Source organism: Ensifer sp. CCNWLY38, from assembly GCF_037120565.1.
Classification (GTDB): domain Bacteria; phylum Pseudomonadota; class Alphaproteobacteria; order Rhizobiales; family Rhizobiaceae; genus Ensifer; species Ensifer adhaerens_H.
The window spans coordinates 11,325-23,595 of sequence record NZ_JBBBBO010000001.1 but is presented as its reverse complement, the minus strand read 5'-3'; the positions used below and the strand labels follow the sequence as shown (position 1 = coordinate 23,595).

At 60.5% G+C, this 12,271-nt stretch carries 9 protein-coding genes; 6 read left to right on the top strand and 3 right to left on the bottom strand.

The window, feature by feature from the left end; genetic code table 11:
• The first annotated feature begins 437 nt into the window (after positions 1–437).
• From V7S54_RS00110 to V7S54_RS00095, 4 genes are all read left to right on the top strand, one after another.
• Entirely contained in the window at positions 438–2,099 is a 1,662-nt protein-coding gene (locus V7S54_RS00110) for an electron transfer flavoprotein-ubiquinone oxidoreductase (RefSeq protein ID WP_065372475.1), read from the top strand.
• Positions 2,100–2,366: 267 nt separating this feature from the next.
• The gene (locus V7S54_RS00105) at positions 2,367–4,757 is read left to right on the top strand and encodes an arylsulfatase (protein ID WP_065372474.1); all 2,391 of its coding nucleotides are present in this window, start codon (positions 2,367–2,369) and stop codon (positions 4,755–4,757) included.
• 357 nt (positions 4,758–5,114) lie between these two features.
• Positions 5,115–6,113, top strand: a complete 999-nt coding sequence (locus tag V7S54_RS00100; protein WP_065372473.1) for an ABC transporter substrate-binding protein — start codon at positions 5,115–5,117, stop codon at positions 6,111–6,113.
• A gap of 111 nt (positions 6,114–6,224) precedes the next feature.
• The gene (locus V7S54_RS00095) at positions 6,225–7,112 is read left to right on the top strand and encodes an ABC transporter permease (RefSeq protein WP_065372472.1); all 888 of its coding nucleotides are present in this window, start codon (positions 6,225–6,227) and stop codon (positions 7,110–7,112) included.
• 80 nt (positions 7,113–7,192) lie between these two features.
• Here the strand turns inward: V7S54_RS00095 and V7S54_RS00090 are convergent, their stop codons facing one another.
• A complete protein-coding gene (locus tag V7S54_RS00090; protein WP_065372471.1) occupies positions 7,193–8,101 on the bottom strand; it encodes a DMT family transporter in 909 nt (302 codons plus the stop codon).
• A gap of 152 nt (positions 8,102–8,253) precedes the next feature.
• Here V7S54_RS00090 and V7S54_RS00085 point away from each other — a divergent pair, with 152 nt between their 5' ends.
• The gene (locus tag V7S54_RS00085) at positions 8,254–8,727 is read left to right on the top strand and encodes an Lrp/AsnC family transcriptional regulator (RefSeq protein WP_065372470.1); all 474 of its coding nucleotides are present in this window, start codon (positions 8,254–8,256) and stop codon (positions 8,725–8,727) included.
• A 146-nt stretch (positions 8,728–8,873) separates the two neighbouring features.
• Positions 8,874–9,797 carry a diacylglycerol/lipid kinase family protein gene (locus tag V7S54_RS00080; RefSeq protein WP_065372469.1) on the top strand — a complete coding sequence of 308 codons (924 nt, stop codon included), beginning with the start codon at positions 8,874–8,876 and terminating at the stop codon, positions 9,795–9,797.
• Here the strand turns inward: V7S54_RS00080 and V7S54_RS00075 are convergent.
• Together V7S54_RS00075 and V7S54_RS00070 are read right to left on the bottom strand one after the other, a co-directional pair.
• A complete protein-coding gene (locus tag V7S54_RS00075) occupies positions 9,734–11,263 on the bottom strand; it encodes an ArnT family glycosyltransferase (protein WP_065372468.1) in 1,530 nt (509 codons plus the stop codon). The two genes, V7S54_RS00080 and V7S54_RS00075, sit on opposite strands and share 64 nt — an antisense overlap.
• On the bottom strand, positions 11,256–12,233 hold the full coding sequence (locus V7S54_RS00070; protein ID WP_065372467.1) for a glycosyltransferase family 2 protein: 978 nt from the start codon (positions 12,231–12,233) through the stop codon (positions 11,256–11,258). Before V7S54_RS00070 ends, V7S54_RS00075 begins: the two co-directional genes overlap by 8 nt.
• Positions 12,234–12,271: the final 38 nt, after the last annotated feature.

Below are 12,271 nucleotides of genomic sequence, written 5' to 3'. Positions count from 1 at the left end.
TCGCTCCGCCGCCCGGAGCAAGCCGGCGGCGCGCAACGCAACATGTTATTTTGTGGTGCCGTCTCCGCATGTTCAGGCGGCCGGCCCCGAAGTCGGCAAAAGACACGTCGTCCGGGCGCCAGAGGGGCGCCATCTCAAGTGCCGTTTGCGAATGGGATATGCCGGCGCGGACCGCCGGAAGGGTGCGGCGGCCTCGTGGCATGGCTCTTCGGCAAAAGCAAGGCCGAATGGCTCATAGCGTCGGCACGCGACAAAATGATGTATTTACGTTTACGTACACGTCATATAGACATTTGTCCTAAACTCATGACCTCATGCGCAAAAGCGGGCATCGTCTGTCGCATCCCGGCTCGACAAGCCAAACTGCATTTGCCATGACGGAATGATATGTCCTGGGAACTGAACCGGCAGAAGACCGGTGAGACTGGAGAGACGGTATGACCGAGCAAGATCTGCCCGAACGCGAGAGCATGGAGTTCGACGTTGTGATCGTCGGGGCGGGGCCCGCCGGTCTTGCGGCGGCGATCCGGCTGAAGCAGGTCAATCCGGAGCTTTCGGTCGTCGTGCTCGAGAAGGGCGCCGAAGTCGGCGCGCATATCCTCTCAGGCGCGGTCGTCGATCCGATCGGCATCGACCGGCTGCTGCCGGGCTGGCGCGAAGAGGCCGATCACCCGTTCAAGACCGAGGTCACTGACGACCACTTCCTGTTCTTGGGCCCGGCCGGCTCGATCCGCCTGCCGAATTTCATGATGCCGCCGCTGATGAACAATCACGGCAACTACATCGTCTCGCTCGGCAATGTCTGTCGCTGGCTGGCAAGCCATGCCGAAGCCCTCGGCGTCGAGATCTATCCGGGCTTTGCCGCAACCGAAGTGCTCTACAACGACGAAGGTGCCGTCATCGGTGTTGCCACCGGCGACATGGGCATCGAGCGCAATGGCGAGCCTGGACCGAACTTCGCCCGCGGCATGGCGCTCCTCGGCAAGTACACGCTGATCGGTGAGGGCGTACGCGGTTCGCTCGCCAAGCAGCTGATTGCGAAATTCGACCTCTCCAGGGACCGCGACGTCCAGAAATTCGGCATCGGCCTGAAGGAGCTCTGGCAGGTGAAGCCGGAGAACCACCGGCCCGGGCTGGTCCAGCACTCCTTCGGCTGGCCGCTTGGCATGAAAACTGGCGGCGGCTCGTTCCTCTATCATCTCGAAGACAACATGGTCGCCGTCGGCTTCGTCGTGCACCTGAACTACAAGAACCCCTATCTCTTCCCGTTCGAGGAGTTCCAGCGCTTCAAGACGCATCCGGCGATCCGCGGCACGTTCGAGGGTGGCAAGCGCCTTTCCTATGGCGCCCGCGCGATCACTGAGGGCGGCTACCAGTCGGTGCCGAAGCTTTCCTTCCCCGGCGGGGCGCTGATCGGCTGTTCGGCCGGTCTCGTCAACGTGCCGCGCATCAAGGGCAGCCACAACGCGGTGCTGTCGGGCATTCTCGCGGCCGAGAAGCTGGCGGCGGCGATTGCTGCCGGCCGCGCCAATGACGAGCCGATCGAGATCGAACGCGGCTGGCGCGACAGCGCCATCGGCCAGGACCTGAAGCGGGTCCGGAACGTCAAGCCGCTGTGGTCGAAGTTCGGCACGGCGATCGGCGTTGCGCTCGGCGGCCTCGACATGTGGACCAACCAGCTGTTCGGCTTCTCGTTCTTCGGCACGTTGAAGCACGGCAAGACCGATGCGCAGAGCCTCGAGCCGGCATCGCAGCACCAGAAGATCGACTATCCGAAGCCGGATGGGGTGCTGACCTTCGACCGGCTCTCGTCGGTGTTCCTGTCGAACACCAACCACGAGGAAGACCAGCCGATCCATCTGCAGGTGAAGGACCCGGAGCTGCAGAAGCGCTCCGAGTATGATGTCTATGCCGGCCCGTCGACGCGCTACTGTCCGGCCGGTGTCTACGAATGGGTGGAGAAGGACGGCAAGCCCACCTTCGTCATCAATGCGCAGAACTGCGTGCACTGCAAGACCTGCGACATCAAGGACCCGAACCAGAACATCAACTGGGTGCCGCCACAGGGCGGCGAAGGCCCGGTCTATCCGAACATGTAATGTTCGGATAGCGGCCGCAGGACCTCCGTGGTTTGCGGAAGGGAAATTGTTCGAGGCGCCGGAGGGAATTCTGAAAAGCAAGCAAACTCAGGCACTTCGAAAAATGTGGGACAAAAACCCGGCTTCTGGCAACGTTACGCGTTTCCCTCAGATTGTCCCACGCTGACACCCAACCCGCAGGGCCTGCGAAGCGGCTTCGTAACTGTTACAACCTTGCCTAATTTTAGCATTCTGTAATTCTCTTCATTTCACCGGAGGAGAAGCGACATGCTAAGACTTGGAACGCTCTTTCTTGCCGCCTTGAGTTTGACGGCAGCTTCGAATTTCAATGCCAATGCGCAGGAAACCACGGGTGAATTGGGTTCGCCCAGCGCAACAACGACGATCGACGGTCGGTATTTGCCGAACCCGCCAGCGGCGTTCGGTGGAGAAATCGGCCTCGATGCGAAAGCCTCAAAACCCTATTGGCCACCGCGGATCGTCCCCCGAAAGGGTGCCCCGAACATCCTTCTGATCATGACCGATGACGCTGGATACGGCGTTGCGGGCACTTTCGGCGGCGTGATCCCCACGCCGGCACTCGACCGCGTTGCAAACGCGGGGTTGCGCTTTACGCAGTTCCATTCCACCGCGCTCTGCTCCCCGTCGCGCGCCGCGCTTATCACCGGCCGCAATCACCATTCCACGGGTTTCGGCGTCATCTCCGAGCAGGCAACCGGTTATCCCGGCTATGACTCGATCATCGGCATAGAGAACGCTACGATCGGTCAGATCCTGAAGCAGAACGGCTACGCCACGTCCTGGTTCGGAAAGAACCACAACACGCCCGCTTTTCAGTACAGCGCCGCTGGTCCGTTCGATCAATGGCCGACGGGTATGGGCTTCGACTATTTTTATGGCTTCATGGGTGGCGATACCAATCAATGGGAACCGTACCTGTTCCAGAACACGACCCAGATTTTCCCCTGGACCGGTAAGCCCGGCTACAATCTCGTAACGGACACGGCCGACGATGCCATTGATCATATAAAGCAGCTAAATGCGGCAGCACCCGACAAGCCGTTCTTCGTTTACTACGTGCCCGGTGCCACTCATGCCCCCCATCATCCGACCAAGGAGTGGATCGACAAGTTCAAGGGCAAGTTTGACATGGGGTGGAACGAACTGCGCGAGCAAATTTTCGCCAATCAGAAAAAGCTCGGCGTGATTCCCGCCAACACGCAGCTAACCGAATGGCCAGATAGCCTGCCGAAATGGGATTCCCTCGACGCAGAAAGCAAGAAGCTGTTTGCGCACCAGGCCGAGGTATATGCTGCCTACGTTGCTTACTCGGACCATGAGATCGGGCGGGTTATCCAGGCCGTCGATGATCTGGGAAAGCTCGACAACACCCTTGTCATCTACATTGAAGGTGACAATGGAACCAGCGCCGAAGGAAGCGTGCTCGGAACTCCAAACGAACTGATCACGATCGAAGGCATGCAGATGCCGGTCGCAGAGCAGATGAAATTCTATGATGAATGGGGCTCCAACCAAACCTATCCGCATATGTCGGTTGCCTGGTCATGGGCGTTTGACACGCCGTTCAAGTGGACGAAGCAGGTTGCTTCACACTTCGGCGGTACACGCCAGGGCATGGCAATGTCCTGGCCAGCACGGATCAAGGAAGCCGGTGGAGTTCGCACTCAGTTCCACCACATGATCGATATCGTTCCTACGATCCTCGAAGCAACAGGCATAACGGCTCCAGTGATGGTCGATGGCGTTGCCCAAAAGCCGATCGAAGGTGTCAGCATGGCCTACAGCTGGGACAACGCTCAAGCTCCATCTGCCCGCAAAACCCAATACTTCGAAATGTTCGGTAATCGCGGCATCTACAGCGATGGATGGTATGCCTGCACGACACCGCCCGCAGCGCCGTGGTTGATGGGCACGACAGCGATGCCCGACGTCGTCGATGGCTATAAATGGGAACTGTACAACCTCACGGAGGACTATTCCCAGAACAACGACCTTGCTGCAAAAATGCCCGAAAAGTTGCACCAGATGCAGGAACTGTTTCTTATGGAAGCGGCGAAATACGACGTCTTCCCGTTGGACAACTCGATCCTGGAACGCCTTACCACGGCACGGCCGAGCGCCACCGCCGGACGGAAGGAGTTCAGCTACGCCGGCGTGATGTCAGGTATTCCGACAAGCAATGCACCCAGCGTCATCAACAAATCCTATACGATCACCGCAGAGGTAACCGTTCCTGAAAACGGCGGCGAAGGTATGCTCGTCACCACAGGGGGGCGCTTCGGTGGATACGGGTTCTATCTCCTCAAAGGCAAACCCGTATTTCTGTACAACTTCGTCGATATGGAGCGCTTCCGCTGGGAGGGGCAGGACACCCTTTCATCCGGCAAGCACACGCTGGTGTTCGATTTCAAATCTGACGGACCCGGCATGGGCAAGGGCGGCACTGGCGTCCTGATGGTGGACGGCAAGGAGGTCGCGAACGCGAAAATACCACACACGATCCCGGCGCTCATGCCCTGGGATGAGACTTTCGATGTGGGCGTCGATACTCGCACAGGTGTAGAAGAAACTGATTATCAGGTACCGTTCGCCTTTAACGGTGAAATCGCAAAGCTTACCGTCAATCTGCAGCCGTAACCTTAATCTGCGGGCTTTGGGATTTGCGTCCCAGAGCCCGCAGTTTCAGACTTCAGAGTTTACCACGCGGTGTGACGCATTGGTGGGCCCGGAGGGAACTCCGGCGCCTCTTTTTGTTTTCGCTCGCATCTGTCGAGCGGTCGCCCGATCATCGAAAAGGCAATCCGTGCCGCTATTGGGAAAGTCCTTACCGGAAAACCCCGTTAGCTTTCATGGTGTCATCGGCTCAAAGCCGACGAATCCGCAGGCCTTTCGGTCCCTGTTGTTTCGAGTTGGACTGAGCCCTGTAACGCTGTCGATCCCCGCGGTGAGATCGGCAGTGCGATGGGATGCACCGCCAGAACAAAGGGAACGGGAATGAAGAAGCTTCTTGCAACGACCTGCCTGGCTGCGGGTCTCCTTGGCCTCGCCGGTACGGCTTCGGCCGCCGAATGCGGCGACGTCACGATCGCCAACATGAACTGGCAGAGCGCCGAGGTGCTGGCGAGCGTCGACAAGATTATCCTTGCGGAAGGCTATGGCTGCAACGCCGAGCTCGTCGTTGGCGATACCGTGCCGTCCATCACCTCGATGATCGAAAAGGGCCAGCCCGATATTGCGCCGGAAGGCTGGGTGGATCTGCTGCCTGATGTCGTCAATCGCGGCCTTGAGGAAGGCAAGCTGGTCGGTGCCGCCATTGCGCTCTCCGATGGTGCCGTCCAGGGCTGGTGGGTGCCGAAATACATCGTTGACGCCAATCCCGACATCAAGACGATCGACGACGCGCTGAAGCACAAGGAGCTGTTCCCGGATCCGGAAGACGCCAGCAAGGGCGCCGTTTTCAACGGCCCGCAGGGCTGGGGCGGAACGGTGGTGACGACGCAGCTCTACAAGGCCTATGGCGGCGAAGCGGCCGGTTTCACGCTGGTCGACACCGGATCGGCCGCCGGCCTCGACGGCTCGATCGCCAAGGCCTATGAGCGCAAGCAGGGTTGGGTCGGCTACTATTGGGCGCCGACGGCTCTTCTCGGCAAATACGAGATGGTCAAGCTCGGGCATGGGGTCGCGGTGGACGCAGCCGAGTGGAAACGCTGCAACACGGTTGCCGACTGCCCGGACCCGAAGAAGAACGACTGGCCGAAGGACAAGGTCCAGACGCTGGTGACGAAGGCTTTTGCCGATCGCGCCGGCCCGGCCATGGACTACCTCAACAAGCGCGCCTGGACCAACGACACGGTCAACAAGCTGATGGCCTGGATGACCGACAACCAGGCAAGCGGTGAGGAGGGCGCCAAGCACTTTCTCCAGGAAAACCCTGATATCTGGACCCAGTGGGTCTCGCCTGAGGTCGCCGAAAAGGTCAAGGCCGCGCTCTGATTGCGACCGATTGAACCCATGGGCGGCGCGATCCTTGCGCCGCCTCTTTGTTTGACCCCCGGCAACAGCAAAACAACAATCGCGGCCGGTGAGATGTGAAGGGGAATTGGAATGGACTGGTTGACCCAGTTTCCGCATATGGACGACGAAAGCCTGCGGGCGCTGAAGAAGGCTATCGACGAGGGGTTCCGGTCGTTCACGCGCGCCTATGGCGACGCAATCGAAGGTTTCTTCGAACCGCTGCAGTTCTTCCTCATCCAGTCGGAGCGCTTCATGACGAAGACGCCCTGGCCGATCATCCTGATACTGATCGCGCTGATCGCCTGGGTGGCGAGTCGGAACTGGAAAATCGTCGCCGGCTGCATCGGCACGTTGCTGCTCATCGGCTATTTCGACATGTGGGACGATACGATGAAGACGATCTCGATGATCTTCGTCTGTACCGTTCTGTCGATCGCCATCGGCATTCCGCTCGGCATCGTCATGTCCCGTTCGGACCGGGTCCAGAACATCGTCAATCCGATCCTCGACGTGATGCAGACCATGCCGAGTTTCGTCTATCTGATCCCGGTCGTGATGCTGCTCGGCATCGGCAAGGTTCCGGGACTGATTGCCGTGGTCATCTACGCGATACCGCCGATGATCCGGCTCACCAATCTCGGCATCCGCCTGGTCGACAAGGACGTGCTGGAAGCGGCCGATGCATTCGGCTCGTCGGCTTGGCAGAAGCTCAAGAACGTGCAGATGCCGCTGGCCCTGCCGACGATCATGGCCGGCATCAACCAGACGATCATGATGGCGCTCGCCATGGTGGTCATCGCTTCGATGATCGGCGTTCAGGGTCTTGGCCAGCCGGTGCTGAAGGCAATTGCCAACCAGTATTTCACGCTCGGCATCTTCAACGGGCTCGCCATCGTCGGCATCGCGATCATTTTCGATCGTGTCAGCCAGGCCTATGGTCACCGCCTGCAGAAACATCGCGAGATCATCCACGGCTGAGCCGAGCGATCTCACGAAAAGAGAAGGCCCCGGAGCGAAAACGCGCCGGGGCCTTTGTCTTATGTGGGAACTTCTCGGGTTTAGGTGCGGACGGAAAGAATGCCCGTCGAAAGCGCCACGCCTCCAGCGGTGACGATGGCGGCCAGCATTTCGAACGGACCGATCTGCTCGCCGAGCAGGATCGCGCCGCCGATCATTGCGAGCACCGGGGTCAGCGCCGTAAAGGCAGCGGCCTGTGTGCCGCCCAGGCTCTTCACCGCAAAGCCATAGGCGACCATGGCAACGAGGCCGGAGAGGATGCCCTGGCTGGTGATCTGCAGGGCGATCTCCTTGACCGGAACGCTGGCAAGCGTGCTTCCGAAACAGGCGGCAAGCGCCAGATGGATCAGGAACGACCAGGCCGCAATCAAGGCGCTTCCCTGCAGCGGGCTCAGGCCCGATCGGCGGAAGGCGTGGGTGTAGATCGCCCAGAGCGTGGCCGCTGCAGGCAACAGCGCGTACCCGATCCACCCTGTGGACGCTGAGGCTGCAAGGTTGCGCGTCAGCAGGATGGCGACGCCGGCGACGATCGCGGCAAAACCCGCCATCCGCATCCGGTCAGGACGCTCGCCAAAGATCGTGATGCCGATCAGGGCGGTCGCAAGCGGCATCGAGCCGCCGAGAAGAATGCCGACGGAGGACGCGGGAACCGAGTGGATCGCGAAGGCGGAGACCTGGAAGAAGACCGCGCCGGAGCCCGCGACCATCAAGGCGAGGAGCAGGATCGGCAATTCGCGTGACCAGAGCCCGGTCTTCATCCAGACCGGCACGAGCAGGAGCGCCGGTACGCCGTAGCGGATCAGGCCAAGATCGATGGTGCTGAGTGCGGTGCCGGCCGAATGGCGAGTTGCGAGGATCCAGCCCGCCCAGATGAGGACGGTCACGAAGGCACCGGCATAGCCGGCGGCGGCAGGCGACGTATTGCCGCGAGCAAGCGTAAGCGCAACCATTTGAATTTCCTTCCCGATTTGGATATCTGAGGGGCTTTTGGGTCTGGAAGGAAGATTACGCCCAGAAGGCTGGGCATGTCCTTGCGATTTATGCCCGAAATAGACTACCATCAGCAATAATGTGCCAATTATAACCTCTGAAGTTTTTGAACATGCCAAATCTCGATAAATTCGATCTCGCTATCCTGAGGATACTTCAGGAGGATGCGCGCGCGACAAACGTCGAGATCGCCGAAAAGGTCAATCTTTCGCCGTCGCCTTGCCTGCGGCGCATCCGCAATCTGGAAAAATCCGGCATCCTGCGCGGTTATCGGGCCGATATCGACCGCAAGGAGGCCGGCCTCGGGCTCACCGTCTTCGTGGAGATCAAGGTGGGACGGCACAGCCGCGAGAATGCGCAACTGCAGCAAGAGGCGCTGCTCGCCATTCCCGAGGTGGTGTCCTGTTTCCTGATCTCGGGTAATGCCGACTTCCTCGCCGAGGTCGTCGTCGAGGATCTCCCGGCCTACGAGACGCTCTTGACCGAGACGCTGCTTGCCTTGCCGGGTGTGACCGACATCCGCTCGAACTTCGCGATCCGATCGATCAAGACGGGCGGGCCGCTGAAATTGCCCGAGCCGCGCTGAACGGTCGTCATTGCCGGTCTCCGAGCGCCGGCCGGCACACGCTCGATTCCCGTTAAGTTTCGGTAAGGTTCTGGAATTGGCCGCAATCGCGCTTATCTCATCGCGGTGAGCCGCTTTGCTGCGGCGATGGAGCCCGTGACTCATTCATGAAAATCAAGGCGATCTTCAATCGTGACGGCGGAACCTTCCGCACGACGGATATGGCGGCCTATGGCCGGAAGGTCGAGGAGGTCTTCCATTCGGCCGGCCACCAGATCGAAATTGCGGTGGTTTCCGGTAGCGAGATGCGCGAGACCTTGGAGCGCACATGCCGCCGCGATGACCTCGATGCGATGCTCGCCGGCGGCGGCGACGGCACGATCTCGGCTGCTGCCGGCGTCGCCTGGAAAAACCGCATGGCGCTCGGCGTTGTTCCCGCCGGGACGATGAACCTTTTTGCCCGCACGCTGAAGCTGCCGCTCGATATCTGGAAGGTTCCGGAGGTGCTGGCGAATGGCGTGATCATCGACGGTGACATCGGCAGCGCCAATGGCCGGGCCTTCGTGCATCAGTTTTCGATGGGCCTGCATGCCCGCATGGTGCGCTATCGCGAGTCCTTCAGCTTTCGTTCGAGGGCAGGCAAGATCGCTGCAAGTACCCGCGCAGCCGTCGGTGTGATTCTCAATCCGCCGGATTTCGAGATCGAGTTCGATGTCGACGGCCATAAGGAGAGCCGTCATGTTTCGGCGGTTTCAGTCTCGAACAATCCGTTCGGCCGCGATACGCTGATGTATGCCGACGATGTCACAGCCGGCCACCTCGGCTTCTACACGGCGCCGCCCATGAGCCCTCCGGGTGTCGCCAAGCTCGCCTTCGACATCATGCGCGGCAAGTTCCGCGACAGCCCGCTGATTACCTCCATGAGCGGCCATGCGCTCGATCTGCATTTCCCCAAGGTGGAGCGCAAGATCAACTGCGTCATCGACGGGGAGCTCCTGCCGATGGGCCGTGACGTCGCGCTTCGCATTCACCCCGGTGAACTTAAGTTGCTTGTCGGCGCCGACCGCGACGGGTCGTTAATCCAGAAATAACCGAAGCCATAGCGATCCGGCAGATTGCCGTGGAGATAGGGCAGGGCGAGTTGCTGCGGCTTCATCGCCGCCTCCGGCACGCCGAGCGACTTCAAGATGTCGAGAAGCCCTTCAGGTGGTTGAGCATCGAGCTTGCCGTTGTCGCTCCAGACCACGAGGAGCGGTCCGGCCAGATGCTCGATCGGAGAGCTGCTGCTGTTGCCGGGGACGAAGACCTTGGCGCCGTGCAGGCGGGTGCGCACGTTGCCCGCAAGCAGCTTGTCCGCGGCGATGACCATCGCCGGTTCGGCTCCCTCCTGTCGGACCACGGTATCGACAAGGGTGCTGTAGGGGATGCTCAGTCTCGACAATTTGCCAAACCAGGGGCGAACAACCGCGCGCGCGGAGACGACCACCAAAGTGGTGACGACGATGAAGGCGACGAGCAGCAGGAAGGGGCGAACGCTGCGTGTGGTGTCGACGCCGGAAGCCTCCACCTTGAGGGCCAGGTAAAGCGGCAGCAGGACGAGAAAGAGAACCAGCCATTTCTCGCGCATGTGGGTGGCGCCGACGGCGAGCATGATCAGCAGCACGGCGCCGAGGCACAGCAGCAACATGCGCCCGATGACACGTGTCCAGGGACTTTCGGCGCGCCAGATCGTCGGCAGGTCCCTGCGGAAGACGAGAGCGAAGACGATCAGGGGAAGTGCGGCGCCGCGAAGCGTGGCGGCGACCAGCGCAACGATCCCTTTGAGCGCTTTCGCCAGGTAGCTCGTCTGTTGGGCCGTTCCCATTTCATTGAGGGTATTGCGCGAGGCGGCGCCGAGATTCTCGAGAATCCAGTAGCCGTGCGGCAGCGCAATCAGCGTGCAGACGGCGACCGCAACCAGAATGCGCCAGTCGAAGAGCCGGGCGCGAAGCTTCGGCTCGGGCAGGACCGCAAGAATCGCGGCGGCTGGGATGAGTGCGAAGTTGTACTTCGAGATGACGCCGATGCCGACCGCCGCTCCAGTCAGGACGTAGGCGAACAGACTTGGCCGCGTCATCGTCCGGATGAAAGCGTAAAGGAACAGCGACACGGCAAACAGTGCCGCGACCGTATGCGAAAGGTCGCGCTGTGCGAGCAGGAAAATCGGCGGAAAGGTCAGCACGCCGACCGTTGCGATCGCGGTCAGGCGTCGATCGCTGAGGACCTCGCGTGCTGCGAGGCCGTAGAAGAGGCAACAGAGAAACAGAAGCCCGTTCTTCAGCACCGTCATCGTCGCAAGCGACGGCCCGAAGGCCGAGGTCAGCCCGTATTGCAGCCAATTGTAGAACGGGGGCTGCGAACCATAGCCGAGCATCAGGAACTGCGAGACGAAGGCCTGTTCCGACTCGTCGATTTCGAGCGATGTGGAAATGGCGAGGCGCAAGCCGATGCAGAGCAGAAAGTAACCGGCGATCAGCGCAACGACGGTGTTTGGCCGACGATTGACGACGTCAAGCATCGGCCGGATCCCGGACGAAGACCTGTCGCACGATGTAGTTGGTGGTGCCGTCGTCGCGGAAATAGGTTCGCGCCATCATCTCAGCGAGAATGCCTGTGGTGATGAGCTGAACGGACGAAAGGAACAGCATGACACCGACGATCAGCATCGGTCGCGTTCCGATATCGTTGCCGAGGATGAACTTGTCGAAACCGAGATAGACCAGGATCAGCGCGCTGAGCGCGCCGGTCGCTAGCCCGATCGATCCGAAGAAGTGCCCTGGGCGCGCCTTGTAACGCATGAAGAAGAGCACCGATAGCAGATCGAGAATCACGCGGAAGGTTCTGGAGATCCCATACTTGGATTGGCCGTGCTGCCGTGCGTGATGGGTAACGGGCATCTCGCCGATGCGGCTGCTCGGCACCACGCCGGCGACCCAGGCGGGGATGAAGCGGTGCATTTCGCCCATCAGCTTTACCTGCTTGATGACCGAGGTTCGATAGACCTTCAGGCTGCAGCCATAGTCATGCAGCCTGACGCCGGTGATCTTGCCGATCAGGCGGTTTGCGCACCAGGACGGAATCTTCCTGAGCAGGAGGCCATCCTGCCGGTTCTTCCGCCAGCCGACCAGCAGGTCGAGCTCGCGCTCCTCGATCGCCTTGACCATTTCGGGAATGTCGGCCGGATCGTTCTGCAGGTCGCCGTCAAGCGTGGCGATCAGGCGTCCGGTGGCAGCGTCGATGCCGGCCTGCATCGCCGCCGTTTGCCCGAAGTTCTTCTGCAATTCGACGATTTTGAGATCGAGGCCCGGATCGGAAAGAGCCATTCTTGCATTTGCAAGCGTTCGGTCGGTGCTGCCGTCGTCAACGAGGATCAGTTCCCACGGAGACGGAAAGTTCGCCAGCGCATCGCGGACACGTGTGATCAGCGGCTGGATGCTGTCCTCTTCGTTGAACACGGGAATGACGACGGATAGTTCGATGGGGTACATGGGAACAGCTCGTACATGCGGCGCTTACAAAACCGCAA

Bases quoted from the DNA above. Each gene is read 5' to 3' on its own strand.
- V7S54_RS00105 (WP_065372474.1), top strand. From the start codon at position 2,367: ATGCTAAGACTTGGAACGCTCTTTCTTGCCGCCTTGAGTTTGACGGCA.
- V7S54_RS00070 (WP_065372467.1), bottom strand. From the start codon at position 12,233: ATGTACCCCATCGAACTATCCGTCGTCATTCCCGTGTTCAACGAAGAG.
- V7S54_RS00090 (WP_065372471.1), bottom strand. From the start codon at position 8,101: ATGGTTGCGCTTACGCTTGCTCGCGGCAATACGTCGCCTGCCGCCGCC.
- V7S54_RS00100 (WP_065372473.1), top strand. From the start codon at position 5,115: ATGAAGAAGCTTCTTGCAACGACCTGCCTGGCTGCGGGTCTCCTTGGC.
- V7S54_RS00080 (WP_065372469.1), top strand. From the start codon at position 8,874: ATGAAAATCAAGGCGATCTTCAATCGTGACGGCGGAACCTTCCGCACG.
- V7S54_RS00075 (WP_065372468.1), bottom strand. From the start codon at position 11,263: ATGCTTGACGTCGTCAATCGTCGGCCAAACACCGTCGTTGCGCTGATC.
- V7S54_RS00095 (WP_065372472.1), top strand. From the start codon at position 6,225: ATGGACTGGTTGACCCAGTTTCCGCATATGGACGACGAAAGCCTGCGG.
- V7S54_RS00085 (WP_065372470.1), top strand. From the start codon at position 8,254: ATGCCAAATCTCGATAAATTCGATCTCGCTATCCTGAGGATACTTCAG.
- V7S54_RS00110 (WP_065372475.1), top strand. From the start codon at position 438: ATGACCGAGCAAGATCTGCCCGAACGCGAGAGCATGGAGTTCGACGTT.